This is a genomic window from Alteromonas sp. 76-1, assembly GCF_900654235.1.
GTDB classification, from domain to species: domain Bacteria; phylum Pseudomonadota; class Gammaproteobacteria; order Enterobacterales; family Alteromonadaceae; genus Alteromonas; species Alteromonas naphthalenivorans.
The window spans coordinates 1463652-1479628 of sequence record NZ_LR136958.1; the positions used below are offsets into that span (position 1 = coordinate 1463652).

15 protein-coding genes are annotated in these 15977 nt (G+C 44.5%); 12 read left to right on the forward strand and 3 right to left on the reverse strand.

Going from position 1 to position 15977, the window contains the following annotated elements; all coding sequences use genetic code 11:
- Window positions 1–107 precede the first annotated feature (107 nt).
- Window positions 108–1868, reverse strand: a complete 1761-nt coding sequence (locus ALT761_RS06075) for an ABC transporter transmembrane domain-containing protein (RefSeq protein ID WP_129737327.1) — start codon at window positions 1866–1868, stop codon at window positions 108–110.
- 432 nt (window positions 1869–2300) lie between these two features.
- A complete protein-coding gene (locus ALT761_RS06080; RefSeq protein WP_129737329.1) occupies window positions 2301–3578 on the reverse strand; it encodes an O-acetylhomoserine aminocarboxypropyltransferase/cysteine synthase family protein in 1278 nt (425 codons plus the stop codon).
- A 195-nt stretch (window positions 3579–3773) separates the two neighbouring features.
- On the opposite strand from ALT761_RS06080, the gene ALT761_RS06085 reads away from it, so the two are divergent.
- The 8 genes from ALT761_RS06085 to ALT761_RS06120 all read left to right on the forward strand — a co-directional run bounded on the left by ALT761_RS06085 (window position 3774) and on the right by ALT761_RS06120 (window position 9488).
- On the forward strand, window positions 3774–4430 hold the full coding sequence (locus ALT761_RS06085) for a DsbA family protein (protein ID WP_129740576.1): 657 nt from the start codon (window positions 3774–3776) through the stop codon (window positions 4428–4430).
- Between the two features lie 89 nt (window positions 4431–4519).
- Complete coding sequence (locus ALT761_RS06090; protein WP_172602931.1) at window positions 4520–5827, forward strand: M20/M25/M40 family metallo-hydrolase; 1308 nt, start codon at window positions 4520–4522, stop codon at window positions 5825–5827.
- Window positions 5828–6028: 201 nt separating this feature from the next.
- Complete coding sequence (gene rpsP, locus ALT761_RS06095; RefSeq protein ID WP_013784900.1) at window positions 6029–6280, forward strand: 30S ribosomal protein S16; 252 nt, start codon at window positions 6029–6031, stop codon at window positions 6278–6280.
- A 24-nt stretch (window positions 6281–6304) separates the two neighbouring features.
- Window positions 6305–6826 carry a ribosome maturation factor RimM gene (gene rimM / locus ALT761_RS06100; protein ID WP_013784899.1) on the forward strand — a complete coding sequence of 174 codons (522 nt, stop codon included), beginning with the start codon at window positions 6305–6307 and terminating at the stop codon, window positions 6824–6826.
- Window positions 6827–7588 carry a tRNA (guanosine(37)-N1)-methyltransferase TrmD gene (trmD, locus tag ALT761_RS06105; RefSeq protein WP_082819710.1) on the forward strand — a complete coding sequence of 254 codons (762 nt, stop codon included), beginning with the start codon at window positions 6827–6829 and terminating at the stop codon, window positions 7586–7588.
- A gap of 18 nt (window positions 7589–7606) precedes the next feature.
- Complete coding sequence (gene rplS, locus ALT761_RS06110; protein ID WP_013784897.1) at window positions 7607–7966, forward strand: 50S ribosomal protein L19; 360 nt, start codon at window positions 7607–7609, stop codon at window positions 7964–7966.
- A gap of 266 nt (window positions 7967–8232) precedes the next feature.
- On the forward strand, window positions 8233–8586 hold the full coding sequence (locus ALT761_RS06115; protein ID WP_129737331.1) for a hypothetical protein: 354 nt from the start codon (window positions 8233–8235) through the stop codon (window positions 8584–8586).
- A 38-nt stretch (window positions 8587–8624) separates the two neighbouring features.
- Window positions 8625–9488, forward strand: coding sequence for an alpha/beta hydrolase (locus tag ALT761_RS06120; RefSeq protein WP_232043545.1), 864 nt, complete (start codon window positions 8625–8627; stop codon window positions 9486–9488).
- Between the two features lie 9 nt (window positions 9489–9497).
- Here ALT761_RS06120 and ALT761_RS06125 read toward each other — a convergent pair whose 3' ends face one another.
- Entirely contained in the window at window positions 9498–10166 is a 669-nt protein-coding gene (locus tag ALT761_RS06125; protein ID WP_129737335.1) for an alpha/beta hydrolase, read from the reverse strand.
- A 117-nt stretch (window positions 10167–10283) separates the two neighbouring features.
- On the opposite strand from ALT761_RS06125, the gene ALT761_RS06130 reads away from it, so the two are divergent.
- From ALT761_RS06130 to ALT761_RS06145, 4 genes are all read left to right on the forward strand, one after another.
- Complete coding sequence (locus ALT761_RS06130; protein ID WP_126871873.1) at window positions 10284–10913, forward strand: trimeric intracellular cation channel family protein; 630 nt, start codon at window positions 10284–10286, stop codon at window positions 10911–10913.
- Between the two features lie 248 nt (window positions 10914–11161).
- Entirely contained in the window at window positions 11162–12253 is a 1092-nt protein-coding gene (locus tag ALT761_RS06135) for a 3-deoxy-7-phosphoheptulonate synthase (RefSeq protein ID WP_129737336.1), read from the forward strand.
- A 43-nt stretch (window positions 12254–12296) separates the two neighbouring features.
- Window positions 12297–13442 (forward strand): bifunctional chorismate mutase/prephenate dehydrogenase, encoded by a 1146-nt coding sequence (gene tyrA / locus ALT761_RS06140; protein ID WP_129737338.1) that lies wholly within the window; start codon window positions 12297–12299, stop codon window positions 13440–13442.
- 192 nt (window positions 13443–13634) lie between these two features.
- Window positions 13635–15959 (forward strand): methyl-accepting chemotaxis protein, encoded by a 2325-nt coding sequence (locus tag ALT761_RS06145; RefSeq protein WP_129737340.1) that lies wholly within the window; start codon window positions 13635–13637, stop codon window positions 15957–15959.
- Window positions 15960–15977: the final 18 nt, after the last annotated feature.

Here is a 15977-nt window from a genome sequence, read left to right on the forward strand (position 1 = left end):
CTTTTAGTTTTTTATTTTTTTAATGATGATAATTAGTGGCTGTTATCGCGTTCTTTTTTTGCCACTTTACCCAAGCAAAATTCTAGTGTTATAGCACCATAGGCGGCTTAGCTAAGCAATTGCAGTTCAGCGTATTCCCTATACAGGGTATCGCTTTTCATTAATTCTGCGTGGGTGCCCATACTTACAATGCTGCCTTTATCCATCACAACGATACGATCTGCATGCTGAACGGTGGCCAGGCGATGCGCGATAACAATACTGGTCTTGCCTTCCATTAAACGATTCATTGCCTGTTGAACCATACGTTCACTCATGGCATCTAGCGCACTTGTTGCTTCATCTAAGAGAAGAATAGGGCGATTTGCTAATATTGCACGGGCTATAGCGATACGTTGTTTCTGACCACCAGAAAGTTTGATGCCACGCTCACCCAACTGAGTGTGATATCGGTTTTCTAGATTATCGATAAACTCATGAGCAAAGGCTCTTTTGGCTGCATTAATCACTTCGTCGTCACTTGCATTCGGGCTGCCATAGCGAATATTTTCCATTACGCTACTGGCGAATACCACAGGCTCTTGGGTAACAATGGCGATATGTTGGCGCAAGCATCTTAGCGGCATGCCCACAATGGGCGTGTCGTCAAACGTGATTTCACCGGTAGTGGGGTCATAAAAACGCATAAGTAATTGGAATAGTGATGATTTTCCAGCGCCACTCGCCCCCACTAGAGCAAGGTTCTCACCGGCTTTGATATTCAAGTTTAGGTTGTTAAATAATGGCTTAGTGCCTGGGTAGCCAAAACTCATGTCTTTGAACGCAATAGCGGGCGCTACCTGAGGCACTTGAGATGAAGCCGAGTGTTCAGACAGCGAGGTCACTTCTGATGTTGCATTCAGCAGCTGATAAAGGCGTTCACTGGCGCCAACGCCGCGTTGCACTTCTCCAATCACTTCACTTACAGTCGCAATACTGCCGCCTGCCATCACCGCGTAAAATAGAAAGGCAGACAATTCCCCAACGGTCATTTTGCCTTCTAATACTTGGCGTGCGCCTACCCAAGCAATAAATATTATCGCTGTCATGCTTAAGCACATAATGCAGCCGATTAATAAAGAGCGGTAATGGATACGATGCTTGGCCGCATCCATGGCAGACTCTACGCGAGATGAAAAGTGGGCTCGTTCTTTGTCTTCTGCGGTATACGCTTGAACCGTCATAATTTCATGCAGGCTTTCATCTATGTGAGAGCCTAAATCCGCCACTTTGTCTTGGCTTATTTTAGCGAACTTGCGCACTTGCGGTGCCAACACTTTAATGGGGACAAGTACGGCAGGTACCGCGATAATGACGCAAAAAGTAAGTAGTGGGCTGGATATCCCCATTAGCACCAACGCGCCAACAAAGGTGACTACCGAGCGAAGCGTCATCGAGAGGCTCATGCCCACCACGGTTTGAATTACTGTGGTATCGCTAGTGAAGCGTGAAATAACCTCACCGGTTCTAAGCTCTGCAAAAAATGAAGGGGGAAGTGAGAGCAAATGAGAATAAACCTGGTTTCTAATGTCGGCGCTAACTCTCTCGCCTAACCACGTCATCAAGTAAAAACGGGCATAAGTCGCGATACAGGCAATCAGTGTAATCACTAGCACAATAACCGTGGCCTGATTTAAGGTTTCAGAGGCGCTTTCAACGAAGCCACTATCGATAGCGTATTTAATGCCTTGCCCTAGCATTAACCATGCTATAGCAGCAGTAAACAAAGCGGTAATGGCCCCAGCAACACGTTTTTTGTATTGGCTTAAGTGTGAACCTATCCACTGCAGTACTTGTTTTGTAGACACTTCATTTAACGGTGTTGCCAAAATAACCTCTTTTAAATTTTTAACAGGGTAAAGCGACGGTACGGTAAACCGTATTTAATTTGCGCTATCGATGCGTTCGAACAGCAGTTAAGAACGGTTAAGTGTTCAGACTATACGCTGAATAAGGAAAAGTTGATTTACTCATGCGACTACAGCTGCAGTAAATCAGGTGGGTGGAGCTGACTTGCCCTTACTTGTGCCTGACTCACACAGGCTTAATTAAAAATTTGTTAGAGAAGCCGGAACCGAACAAAGAAATGAAAGAGCATATCAGTAAAAAGAGAAATGAAATGAGCGCCGGGAAAGAAAACGGCTAGGTTAAATGTGAGAAGCTAGAGGCTGGGGTTCCTTTTACAATCTAGAACCCCAACCCTCTTAAATATAGCTAAGCACTTTGATGTGTAAAGTGTAGCAACTAGCAACAACCAATGTTTAGCTTTGGCTGGCAACAAGCGCTTGCTCAATGTCAGCCACAATATCGTCAATATGTTCGATACCCACCGAAATACGCACCATATCTTCACTAACACCAGCCGAAGCCAATTCTTCAGCATTTAATTGTCGGTGTGTTGTGCTAGCAGGATGACAGGCTAAAGACTTTGCATCACCAATATTAACCAAGCGTAAAATTAGCTGTAGGGCATCGATAAACTTAGCGCCTGCTGGCAACCCACCTTGAATACCAAAGCTAATTATACCGGCTGCTTTACCGCCACAAATGCGTTGGCAGGTTTCAAAGTGCTCACTATCAGGCAGGGCTGCATAGTTAACCCAATTCACTGAAGGGTGCTTTTCAAGAAACGCAGCTACTTTTTCTGCGTTTTCGCAATGGCGCTCCATGCGCAACGATAAGGTTTCCAAACCTTGCATAATATTGAACGCACTTTGTGCTGAAAGCGCTGCGCCCGTGTTACGCAGAGGCACTACGCGACAACGGCCAATATACGCAGCTGGGCCAAGGGCTTCGGTATAGGTAACACCATGGTAGCTTGGATCGGGAGTGGTTAGCATACTGAATCGTTCTGGCTGGGCAGCCCAGTCAAAGTTACCTGAATCAACAATAATACCGCCCACAGTCGTACCGTGACCGCCAATATATTTGGTTAACGAGTGTATGGCGATATCAGCCCCATGGTCGAATACCTTACAAAGAATAGGCGTGGCTACCGTGTTATCAACAATTAAAGGCACGCCAGCGGCATGTGCAATGTCGGCCCAACGTTTAATATCAACTATGTTTCCTGCAGGGTTGCCAATAGATTCACAAAATACCGCTTTAGTATTTTCATCAATAGCGGCAGCAAGAACGTCGAAGTCATTTGCTTGTACGAAGGTCGTATTAATACCTTGGCGAGGAAAAGTATGCGCAAACAGGTTGTAGGTGCCGCCGTATAACTGCCCAACACTCACAATATTGCTGCCCACTTCGGCAATAGCTTCAATGGCGTAGCGAATAGCGGCCATTCCAGAAGCCACAGCTAGGGCGCCCACACCACCTTCTAATTCAGTTAAACGCTGCTCTAATACTGCGTTGGTTGGGTTCATTATCCGGCTGTAGATGTAACCTGGTACTTTAAGGTCGAACAAGTCAGCGCCATGTTGCGTATTATCAAACGTAAATGATGTGGTTTGATAAATAGGAGTAGTTGCTGCTTTAGTCGTTTCTTCGCTAGTATAGCCTGCGTGTAATGCAATGGTTTCTGGTTTCATTGAACATACCTTAAAAGTTAATTTATATTTTGTGCGTTTAGGTGTTTAGATGGTTAGACGTCTATAAAGCGTTTGGCTACGTTAATCCAAAAACCTTCACTTGTGAAGTATTAAAAAATTATTTGTTAATTAAATGTAGGAGGTCTTTTGGGAAAGTCAGAGCAAAAGTCAGTGCAGACACTAGGGCAGCAAGATATGAAGCAGCCCGCGCAACAACCTGAGCAACAATCAATACAGCAACGTAATAAATCGATTCTCTATTACGTGCACGACCCCATGTGCAGTTGGTGTTGGGCATTTGTGCCTGTATGGGAAACCATAAAACAAAACCTGCCAGACCATATAGAGGTGCAGTATTTATTAGGTGGGTTAGCGCCCGACTCTAACGAGCCCATGCCAAATGCCATGCAAGTTGCCATCAGCGGGTATTGGAAAACCATAATGCAGCGAGTGCCGGGTACCACATTCAACTTTGAGTTTTGGGAGAAGTGCGAACCACGACGTTCAACGTATCCGTCATGCCGGGCGGTGATTGCTGCACGAAAGCAAGATGCCAGCAAAGAAGAAGCGATGATCACTGCTATTCAAGAAGGGTACTATCTTCGCGCCATGAATCCGTCAAATGACAGTATGTTGATTGAGTTGGCCAGTGATTTGGGATTAAACCCTGAGCTATTTGAAAAAGACTTAAACAGCCCAGAAACTCAGCGAGCATTAATGGAAGAAATAAAGATGGGGCAAGCTATAGGCGCGCAGGGGTTCCCCAGCCTAATAGTAAAAAATGCATCGGGTTACCGATTTATTGCATTGGATTATAACGATGCCAATGTGACCCTGGCGCAGTTGGGTTAAAGTCATTACTACAACGCTCGTTTCAGTCTCGTTAGTTCTGCCTGTTTCTATTTAAGCCCGTAAAGACAATAAATAAGAGAAAATTTATGATGAAAAGAATTAAATTCAACACGTTGCTCGCTTGCATGGTATTCGCGTTTAGCCAAACCAGTATGGCTAATACTGCTGTCGAGCAGAAAATTACAAAGCACATCAATGATAGCCTTACCCAATCTCAAGCGCTGTTAGAAAAAACCGTAAACATTAACAGTGGCACCATGAATTTCGACGGTGTTAAAAAGGTGGGGGCTATCTATCAAGCTGAGTTCGATGCAATGGGGTTTGATACCCAGTGGGTTGATGGAAGTGAATTTAATCGCGCCGGTCATTTAGTGGCGAGCTATGGCAACACTGGGCCAAAGATATTGATGATAGGGCATTTAGATACGGTATTTGCCAAAGACGACGCTTTTCAAAACTATAGCGTTGTAGATGACAGCCATATTGCAGGCCCCGGCATCACCGATATGAAAGGTGGAGATGTCATCATCATATCGGCGCTACAAGCACTTAAAGACTTAGATTTACTCGATAATGTGAGTATTAAGGTAGTGATGACGGGTGATGAAGAAAGTAGTGGCCGCCCCCTTTCGTTATCTAAGAAAGCCTTGGTTGATGCGGCAATATGGGCAGATATCGCGCTGGGGTTTGAAGATGCCGATGGCGATATTAAAACGGCCGTGGTTGCTCGTCGTGGCTCTATAGGCTGGCAGCTAGATGTAGTAGGTAAGCCTGCGCACTCTTCACAAATATTCACCGACAATGTGGGCTATGGCGCTATTTTTGAAACCGCCCGTATTTTAAATGGTTTCCGAGAGCAACTAGCCGGCGTAGGCAATATTACCTTCAATCCTGGCCTTATTGCGGGTGGTACAGAAGTTGAAGTACAGCCAGAAAATTCCATTGTACAAGGCTTTGGCAAAACCAATGTGGTGGCAAAAGAAGTGACCGTAAAAGGGGGCATTCGTACCTTAACGCCTGATGAGCTAGCAAAAGCTAAAAAGGTGATGCAAGCAATTGTAGCAGACAATCTTCTACACACATCAGCAACTTTAACGTTTGCCGATGGTTATCCGCCAATGGCGCCTACTGATAAAAACTATGCATTATTAAAGATGTATAGCGATGTGAGTGAATCTTTAGGTTATGGCCCTGTTGCGCCAGTAAATCCGCGAAACGCCGGTGCCGCTGATATTTCATTCGCTGCAGATCATGTTGACATGGCAATTGATGGTTTAGGTTTAATGGGGGACGGCGGGCACACCAAAGATGAAGTGGCCGATATGTCTACCTTTGCGCAAAACATGCATAAAGCCGCTATTTTACTTTATCGTTTAGGTGAGAAGGGCGCCCAATAACCTCACCAAATATCCGCTTCATAGGCGCTAATACCACATTAGTCATAAATAGGGATGCATAATCCCTATTTAACCCGCATTTATACTTGCATTCACACCCCATATCCGTATAATTCGGCGGCCTTCTCTTAGGCGCTTAATTTATAGGCGTCGAAAGAAGGCTTAAGTTAACGGTAACGCTACAACGAGTTTGAGGCATTTATGGTTACTATTCGTTTACAGCGTGGTGGCGCGAAAAAGCGTCCATTTTATCAACTAGTGGTGGCTGATAGCCGTCGTGCAAGAAACGGTCGTTTTATTGAAAACGTTGGTTTCTTCAACCCAACTGCACAAGGTCAAGCAGAGCGTTTACGCGTTGACCTAGAACGTGTTGATTACTGGGTTGGTGTTGGCGCGAGCTTATCTGAGCGCGTAACTAGCTTGGTAAAAGAAGCTAAAAAATCTGCAGCGTAAGTTGCAATTAACTGGTGAGTATAGATGAGTTTAGCGTCTGACATTGTGGTTGTTGGCAAAATCGGTGCACCTTACGGTGTAAAAGGTTGGGTCAAAATCAACAGCTATACACAAACACCAGAAGGTATTTTTGAGTACTTGCCTTGGTTCCTTGGCGAAGAAAACGAATACCAAATTGACCAATGGCGAACGCATGGTAAAGGCCTGGTAGCAAAGATTGTTGGTGTGGATAACCGAGATGATGCAGAACGCATCAAAAACTTGGATATAAACATTAGCGCTTCGCAACTTCCCGATTTAGGGGACGATGGCATTTATTGGCGCGAGCTCACTGGCATGAAAGTGGTAACTACGCAAGGTTACGACTTAGGTGTGGTGAAAGAAGTATTTAATACAGGTGCCAATGACGTGGTTCACGTTAAAGCAAATGTAGGCGATGCTTTTGGTCAAAAAGAAAGATTAATACCTTTTGTGTTCGACGACGTTGTACAAGAGGTTGATCGGGAAGCGAAGGTCATTAAAGTTGACTGGGATCCGGGGTTTTAAGTGACACCGGAAAAATGGTTCGGGGTAGTTAGCCTGTTTCCAGATATGTTTGCGCCATTCACCCAGCAGGGTGTAATCGGCAGGGCAGTTAAGTCTGGTAAATTATCGGTTGATACCTTTAACCCCCGCGACTTTACTCACGACCGCCATCGCACAGTTGACGATCGCCCCTATGGTGGCGGACCCGGCATGCTGATGATGGTTAAACCGCTTACCGATGCTATACAAGCTGCCAAGAAAGTTGGTGGCGAAAACAGTAGCGTGATCTACTTATCACCTCAAGGGAAACCCCTTGACCAAGCAGGCGTTCAACGTCTTGCTGGCATTGACCGTACGATTTTAATCTGTGGTCGATATGAAGGAATTGATGAGCGCGTAATCGAAAGCCATGTAGATGAAGAAGTCTCCATCGGTGATTACGTTCTGAGTGGCGGTGAACTGCCGGCAATGGTCTTAATGGACGCAGTTGCCAGATTAGTTCCCGGCGTGTTGGGGCATAAAGCTTCAGCAGTTGAAGATTCCTTTACCGATGGTCTTCTGGATTGTCCGCATTATACGCGGCCAGAAGTACTAGATGGTCAATCGGTACCTGACGTGTTGTTAAGTGGTGATCATGAAAAAATTAGGCAGTGGCGATTAATGCAGTCTTTGGGTAGAACCTTACTGCGTCGCCCTGATTTGTTAAATCACCTAGCTCTGACTGAGGAGCAGCAGCGGTTATTGGAAATATTCCAAACGCAGTTGCAGCGAGATGACAGTTAACTAGGACGAGAGGATATGATGAGCAAAGTCAGTCAAGATATCATCAAGAAAATTGAGCAAGCACAGCTTAAATCTGATGTTCCAGGGTTCGGCCCGGGTGACACAGTAGTTGTTAAAGTTCGCGTTACCGAAGGTGACAAAGAGCGTCTTCAGGCTTATGAAGGTGTTGTTATCGCTAAGCGTAACCGTGGTCTGCACTCGTCTTTTACCGTACGTAAGATTTCTAGCGGCGAAGGCGTTGAGCGTGTGTTCCAAACACACAGCCCGGCTATCTCTTCAATTGAAGTTAAACGCCGCGGTGCGGTTCGTCGTGCTAAGCTTTACTATCTTCGTGAACGTTCAGGTAAATCTGCACGTATCAAAGAAAAGCTTAACTAAGATTACTAATCCTTGCGTTATTGTTAACTTCGAAAGAGCCCGCTTATTAGCGGGCTTTTTTGTGCCTGCAAAAAATGTTTTGGGAAGGGATGTGGTGTTAGGCTCTCTGACTCGCCGTAAACCCATCCATGGGGGCTCTGCCAGCGTGTCCTGCGCTGGAAGGTCAGCGAGCCCAACACCACATCCCTTCGGTCGCACTTTGTAGCCACGATAGGTGAGTTGAAGGATGGTGCCAATGACTCGCCGTAAACCCATCCGTGGGCGCTATGTCAGCGCATCCTGCGCTGGAAGGTCATCGGCACCTACACCGCATCCCTTCAGTCGCACTTTATAGCATGAGTTGGTTAGGTGAAGGGAAAGGGCTTTGTGTGCCTCTGAAACCCGGCGTAAACCCATCCATGGGGCCTTCGCTACAGCATCCATGTTGTGGAAGGCTTCTGATGGCGGCGACTCCCTCTCCTATAAATGCTGACCCGTACCATGGAGTAGTGCGGCATAAACCCATCCGTGGGCGCTATGTCAGCGCATCAATGCGCTGGAAGGTCACTGCCAACTACGTAGCATTCCGGAATGTATTCCTTGGTGTTGGCACAATTGCTCAATGCAAGTTTGCGAGATAAGATGTTGAAAATAGATAGTTAAAACAATGAGTGGTCCCATGCGATTGCGTTTTTTCTGGGTAATAACGGTGTTTGTCTTTAGTGCTATGGCTAGTACCGTGGCAAATGCTGATGTTGAATTCAAAATACCTAGAAGTACTGTTGTGGAGCTTCAAGACACTACATCTAGCCGAACTTACCCCATTTTTATCAAGTTGCCGAAAAGCTATCGAGCTAATACCAAAGCATCTTATCCTGTCATTTATTTGTTGGATGGTTCTTATGCATTTCAGGTTGTGTCCGGGGCAACACGTTTTCCTATGAACAGCGGCGTAATGGAGCAGGCTATCATAGTGGCCATATCCTATTCGAAAGGGTCTAAGGGCGCCTCTAGTCGCGTTCGCGACTATACCCCTTACCTCGCTGAAGATTGGAAGCTTGAAACTGGCAAAGCGGCGCAACATGCTGACTTTATTAATGACACGGTATTTACCTACATAGAGAGTAACTATCGCGTGAAGGGAATGCCTAGAACGCTAGTGGGAAATTCTTTAGGTGGGTTGTTTAGTGCCTATGTGCTTTTTACTCGTCCAAATATGTTTAGTAGTTACATTATTGGTAGCCCATCGGTATGGTTTCGCGACAATGCCATTTTGTCTGAACCGGTTGTTAAACCAAAAGCGCCAATTAAGGTCTTCATTGCCGTGGGCGAATTAGAACGGCCCGAATATGGTGAAAGGCAAGATATGGTGGAAGGAGCACAAAAACTGGCTCAAAAAATAACGCAGCAGAATGATAATCAGGTAAATCTGAAGTTCACACTTATTGGTGAGGCCACTCACGCTACTGCGTTTCCTACCACCGCTATTCAGGGGGTAGATTGGCTTTACGCAAACAAACCACATGGGAAGGTGCAGCAGTAAGCATGAGTGCTATTCTGCGTTTTGGGGGCCTGATTCACTAATCCAACGTTTTAGCGGTATTACCCATTCATCCATAGGACGATAGAAGGCACCATGTTCTTTTCCTGTAGTGATGGCTATCTCTTTAAACTCTTTAAGCTTGCGGCTTCGTGCTTCTAAAAGGTTGCATGAGCCAACGTCGTCAGAAGTTTCATAAATAGATAGCACACGGCCGTATAGCTGAATATCGCGCTTACGATTAATTAATCCTGCACAGCCCGCTAAAATGACAACATTAACCCGAGAGTTTTTTAATTCGTTTGACGCGAGTATTGTAATCACGCCGCCCCGAGAAAACCCGGTAAGGGTAATGCTCTGTGGGGGAACACCTGCGGTGATAAGTTGTTTAACTTCTCCAGCAAGACGTTTAGCGTAGTCGATAGGACTCACACCTTCTGGTCTGTGGTGTGCTACTAAAACGTAGCTTTCGTCATCAAGTGCTTTTAGAACGCTAGGAAAATCATAAACACCCCACCTAGGGTGTATGGGCGTTCGCTCTTCCCCTTCTACAATAAAGCCATGTGAATAGAACACGTAGCGTTTGGCTGGGTCTATACTATTTGGAAACGCATATTCGCTAGACGCTGCCTGAGCGTTAACAGTAGTAACAACAAAGAATAAAATGAGTATAAATTTCATCTATAAAATAGGTTTGCATGTTTAAGACAATAATATTGACACGAAATTCGTAAATTAACGATCTGTACTCGACTATTTTCAGAATAAACCTATAACCAATGTGCGAGTGAGACAGGGATGACGGCAGATTACTTTCTTTTTTTAGGGCTATTTGGGGTGGCGTTCTTTGCGGTATCAGGCGCACTTATGGGGCATGAGAAAAGTATTAATGGTTTTGGCGTGGTTGTAGTGGCCTCGGTCACTGCACTAGGCGGTGGAACCATCAGAGACTTGTTGCTTACCCAACCTATTTTTTGGGTAGAAACGCCTTCTTATTTATATTCTGCCTATGGCGCAGTAATACTCACAGTAATATCCATTCGCTATCTACCGCCATTATCCAACTATTACTTTATTTTGATGGATGCCGCAGGGCTTGCCATTTTTAACATCATGGGCATGGAAAAAGCGCTGATAGAAGGTACAGGTATGATAGTGGCGCTAACTATGGGCATGACCACAGGGATATTTGGAGGTTTACTCAGGGATGTGATTTGCCGAGAGGTTCCATTAGTAATGCGTGGTGACCTTTATGCTACAGCATGTCTTTCTGGAGGTTTGGCGTATGCTGCCTTGTTTACGTTAGATGCGCCCTATGCATGGTGTATTTTGGGTTCACTGATAACAACCGTATTTATTCGTCTAGGTTCGCTACACTGGGGCTGGAAACCAAATATATTTAAGAAGGGCTACACGCCGAAAAGCTAAATTCACCATTGATTGAAAAGTAAACTAATCAAGCATGAACTTAACCGATCGTCATGTAAAAAACATATTTGTTGGACTTAAAGCAAAGTATTATACGTAAAAGCTTGCGTGCTTATTCGTTTGTTGTTAAAAAGTCAATGACGTTAAAGAAAATTAGAAAATGCCTGTTGTACATATAAGTTTACACGCGAAAATATACTCTTTTGACGTTTTATTTTTTCCCGTTTTTTAGTAGTTAAGAGAGCCCCATGATCAAGGACACTGTAAATAATATCCACGTAAGTGCAGAAGATGTGCTTATTACCCCAGAAGCATTAAGTGCTGAGTTGCCTGCCTCAGAAAAAGCACTTGCTGCCATTTCAGAATCTCGCAAAATTGTTTCTGATATCATTCACCGTCGCGACCATCGTATGTTGGTGGTATGTGGACCATGTTCTATTCACGATGTTGAAGCAGCTAAAGAGTACGCGCTGAAGTTAAAAGAGCTGCATGAATCGTGCAAAGATACCTTATTCATTGTGATGCGTGTTTACTTTGAAAAGCCTCGCACCACCACGGGTTGGAAAGGGTTAATTAACGACCCTCATATTAACGACACATTCGATATTGAAGCTGGACTACGTAAAGCCCGTGAACTGTTAATTTGGTTGGCAGAGCTTGAATTACCGGTAGCTACTGAAGCACTAGATCCAATTAGCCCTCAGTACTTGGCCGAATTATTCAGCTGGTCTGCAATTGGTGCTCGTACCTCAGAATCACAAACTCACCGTGAAATGGCCAGTGGTCTATCAATGCCAGTAGGCTTTAAAAATGGTACTGATGGCAGCTTAGATATTGCCCTAAATGCGCTTAAATCAGCAGCGTCAGGTCACCGTTTCATGGGTATTAATAAGCAAGGCCAAGTGAGTGTTATTGCCACCAGTGGTAATCCAGATGGCCATATTATTCTACGTGGTGGTAAACAACCAAACTACGATTCAGTGTGTGTGTCCGAGTGTGAAGTTGAAATGCAAGAAGCAGGGCTAACAGCTGGCTTAGTGGTGGACTGTAGTCATGCGAACTCTTCAAAAGATTACCGTCGTCAGCCTCTGGTTGCACAAAACGTAGTAAATCAAATACTCGAAGGTAACCAGTCTATTATTGGCGTGATGTTAGAAAGCCACTTAAAAGCGGGTAACCAAAAATCCGATGGGAAAAAGCTAAGCGAAATGGAATACGGTGTGTCTATCACCGACGGCTGTATTGACTGGGAAACTACAGAATCGCTTATTGCTCAAACCAGAGATAAATTAATAACTGTGCTACCCTTACGCCAAAATAAGCGCACCGATGTTGCCTAATAGGTGAGGTAGTCAGTGCCATTTGATTTGAGGGACACACTGAATGGCCGATTTTTCGCAGCAATTAAATACGCTGCGTGAAGGAATTGACGAGCTGGATACCCAGCTCGTTGAACTTCTCGCAAAACGCAACGCACTTACTACACAAGTGGGTCAGGTAAAAGCCGAAGCTGGCATGCCTGTTTATGTACCTTCCAGAGAAAAAGAACTCATAGCTTCACGACGAGCGCAAGCTGAAGCGTTAGGCGTTTCCCCTGATCTTACTGAAGACTTATTGCGCCGTATCATGCGCGAGTCTTATCATACGCAAAATAATCGATACCTTGGGGTAAATGCTGACGTTGGTACCATTGTGGTTATTGGTGGGGCGGGGGCACTGGGTAAAATATTCGTAAGCTTGTTTGAGCGAAGCGGTTATTCAGTCTCTGTCGTCGAAAGAGAAGACTGGGAGAATGGTCATGCTGAAAACGTGCTTTCAGCCGCTGCATTAGTGGTAGTGGCTGTGCCTATTAACCTCACTGAACAGGTGATAGGTCAGCTCTCGATGTTGCCCGAAAGCTGTATTTTAGCTGATATCACGAGTATCAAGGTTAAGCCCATTGAGGCCATGATGGCAGTGCATAAGGGGCCCGTGGTTGGCTTACACCCCATGTTTGGACCCGATGCACCAGGTATGATTAAACAGGTCGTGGTGGTGTGTGAGGGGCGCGAAAAAAGCGCTTATGGCTGGCTTATCGATCAAATGAAAATCTGGGGTGCAACTATTCACAACAGCACCGCCGAAGAGCATGATAAATCTATGGCTTATATTCAGGTAATGCGCCACTTCAATACCTTTGTGTATGGTGAGCATTTACGTGGAGAAGATCCTGATCTTGAATCCCTCACTATGTTTAGCTCACCTATTTATCGGTTAGAGTTAGCTATGGTTGGGCGGTTATTCGCGCAAGCCCCCGAATTGTACGCGGATATTATTTTTAATAATCCTGATAACTTCGCCTTGCTTCGACGGTTCTACGATCGTTTTGGTCTAGCCTTAAACTTGTTGGAAAAGGGAGATAAAAAAGCGTTTATCAAACAGTTTCTAACCATTGGGAATTGGTTTGGCAGCTATGCAAAAACATGCCTAGTTGATAGTAAACAGCTGTTATTGAAAGCCGACGATGGCAAACTGCTAAGAAAGCCTTAATTCGCAAAAATGTTTTATGAGTATTTGATTAAAAGGCTGGGACATTTGTAAAAGCGATATTTTAATTTAGGCGTGAACGTTACTGGTAAGCAAAAATCTAGACTATAGTTGAGAGGATGAATTGATATTTGTCTTCTATGTTTAGTCTTTAAATTTAAAGCGACACCTCCAAAAGCGTTAACGGATTAAATAATGTCTCTAAAACTTCGCCTTCTTTTATCGACGACTATGCTTACGATAGGGGTCATAATAATACTCGCGTTTGCTACTTACTGGACAGCAAATACCCTTTCAAAAAGCGCGTTAGAACAAGCCGCAGAAGATAAGTTGGTGCTGCAAAATGTGCAGACTAAAGAGGCGTTTATAGATTACGTCGATTTCGTCAGCAAACAAATAAGCAATTTTTCTACATCATCGATTATCACTCAATCCACACCAAGATTTAAACAAGCTTTCAATCAGTATAATTCAGAATTAGATGTTTATAGCAACGCTCAAAGTCAGGAATTAAGTGAATACTACTCTGTTGCTTTTGCAGATTTGTATGAGCAACGTAATAACCAGCCTCTGCTTAATGTGGAGAAACTGTATCAAGGTTTACCTTTAGTAGCGAAAAAGCTGCAGTATGACTTTATTGCTGGCTCGCCTCACGAAATAGGTTCAAAAGACACTTTAGTTAGCCTAGATAACGGTACGACATATGCTGATATTCATGATGAGTTTCATGAAGAAATTCGCCGATTTCTTCAAACATTCAACTATTACGACATTTTTATTGTCGATCCAGATTCTGGCAATGTAGTGTACAGCGTGTTCAAAGAGCTTGATTTTGCCACTAGCCTCAAGGAAGGACCTTATGCTGATACCGGAATTGGAGAAGCTTTTAGATTAGCTATGCAAAGTGCGACACCTGATGAAGTGGTTATCAGCGAGCTAACGAGTTACTTGCCTTCTTATGATGCAATGGCCGGTTTTTTTGGTTCCCAAATTGTAGATACTAACGGCAATCTATTGGGCATACTCATTTTTCAAATTCCGTTAGATGTTGTCAGCAATATTCTTACCCACGACACCGATTGGAAGGCGAGAGGATTTGGCGATTCTGGGGAAACATATCTAGTTTCACCCGAATCCCTGTTAGTGACAGAAAGCCGGTTTTTTGTTGAAGATCCGGAGGGTTACAGTGATGCTATCAAACAACGCTATCCCTCTGTTGCGAGTAATGCTCTCAAAGCAGGCACCAGTGTTGGTATTCAAAAAGTTGAGTCTCCCTCAGTGACAAAGGCATTTGAAGCAAAAACGGGCTTTACCACTGTCGAGGATTATCGTGGTGTCGACGTGTATTCCTATTACAGCCCCATCGAATTAGGAACGTATACGTACGCACTTCTGGCAGAAGTTGATGTGGAAGAAGCGCTCTTACCGCTAACCACGTTGCAACGCACTCTATTACTTACGGTGTTGGCCATTGCATGTATATTAATTGTCGTTTCAATAGCCGTAGCACTTCGACTTGCTAATGCATTGGTATCTCCCCTTACAAGATTAAAATCTGCATGTGATGATTTAGCAAATGGTTCGGGTGACCTAACTACTAGGCTAGAAGTATCGCCAATTGCTGAAATTAACGATGTTATCTCACCTTTCAATGCGTTCATTGACCAGATACATGCATTAGTGAAACAGTTTAAGTCTGATGCGACATTACTTTCGCAAACTACCGTGGAATTCACAGAAACGATTGATGAAAGCCTAACTGCTGTGCATTCCCAAAGACAACAAAGTAGCAGTGTTGCGTCCTCAGTAGAGGAGCTTTCCGTATCGGTTTCAGACGTAGCTAGAACAACAGAAGATACGCGGGATCAGGGTGAGATGGCGATGAGTGGGCTTAAAGAAAATATAGAGCGTTCTGATTTAGCGTCTAACAATGTTCAGCTAATGGTCGATTTGCTTTCCCGTTCTAGTGAAGTTATCAACGCGCTTAATGCTGAAGTTGGTAGTATCAATGACTTATTGGGCGATATTACTTCAATCGCTGATCAAACTAACCTACTTGCGCTAAATGCTGCGATAGAAGCGGCGAGGGCTGGTGAAGCTGGACGGGGCTTTTCCGTAGTAGCTGACGAGGTGAGAGCGCTTGCTAATCGCTCACAATCAAGTACTGATAAAATCGGCGCCATTGTTAACAGTATGATTAGATCATCTGAACTTTCCGTGCTTGAAATGGAAAAAGCTAAAACAACAGCGGACGGTGGAATACATTTGTTTGATTTACTTGCCACTGCAATGAAGGAGCTTATGGCGGTCATTGAACAGGTGCAAGGTATGGCAGACACGGTAGCCGCAGCAACAAAAGAACAGGCGACCGTAACCGAGAGTGTGAATCATAATATTCTCGAAATCTCTACTATGTCTGAGAAGATAGAACACGAAGTCGATTTCATTTCAAAAAGAACGCAATCCTTGTCTGAAGTTGCCCAGGCAATGCAGTCACAAGTTGATAGATACAAAGTCTAGCGAGTAACAGGAACGAGT

What these genes read in the sequence shown, in the direction of transcription:
- ALT761_RS06145 (WP_129737340.1), top strand. Translation starts at nt 13,635, where the DNA reads ATGTCTCTAAAACTTCGCCTTCTTTTATCGACGACTATGCTTACGATA.
- ALT761_RS06125 (WP_129737335.1), bottom strand. Translation starts at nt 10,166, where the DNA reads ATGAAATTTATACTCATTTTATTCTTTGTTGTTACTACTGTTAACGCT.
- rimM (WP_013784899.1), top strand. Translation starts at nt 6,305, where the DNA reads ATGAGTTTAGCGTCTGACATTGTGGTTGTTGGCAAAATCGGTGCACCT.
- ALT761_RS06135 (WP_129737336.1), top strand. Translation starts at nt 11,162, where the DNA reads ATGATCAAGGACACTGTAAATAATATCCACGTAAGTGCAGAAGATGTG.
- ALT761_RS06085 (WP_129740576.1), top strand. Translation starts at nt 3,774, where the DNA reads ATGAAGCAGCCCGCGCAACAACCTGAGCAACAATCAATACAGCAACGT.
- ALT761_RS06115 (WP_129737331.1), top strand. Translation starts at nt 8,233, where the DNA reads ATGTCAGCGCATCCTGCGCTGGAAGGTCATCGGCACCTACACCGCATC.
- ALT761_RS06120 (WP_232043545.1), top strand. Translation starts at nt 8,625, where the DNA reads ATGCGATTGCGTTTTTTCTGGGTAATAACGGTGTTTGTCTTTAGTGCT.
- ALT761_RS06090 (WP_172602931.1), top strand. Translation starts at nt 4,520, where the DNA reads ATGAAAAGAATTAAATTCAACACGTTGCTCGCTTGCATGGTATTCGCG.
- ALT761_RS06130 (WP_126871873.1), top strand. Translation starts at nt 10,284, where the DNA reads ATGACGGCAGATTACTTTCTTTTTTTAGGGCTATTTGGGGTGGCGTTC.
- rplS (WP_013784897.1), top strand. Translation starts at nt 7,607, where the DNA reads ATGAGCAAAGTCAGTCAAGATATCATCAAGAAAATTGAGCAAGCACAG.
- ALT761_RS06080 (WP_129737329.1), bottom strand. Translation starts at nt 3,578, where the DNA reads ATGAAACCAGAAACCATTGCATTACACGCAGGCTATACTAGCGAAGAA.
- rpsP (WP_013784900.1), top strand. Translation starts at nt 6,029, where the DNA reads ATGGTTACTATTCGTTTACAGCGTGGTGGCGCGAAAAAGCGTCCATTT.
- tyrA (WP_129737338.1), top strand. Translation starts at nt 12,297, where the DNA reads ATGGCCGATTTTTCGCAGCAATTAAATACGCTGCGTGAAGGAATTGAC.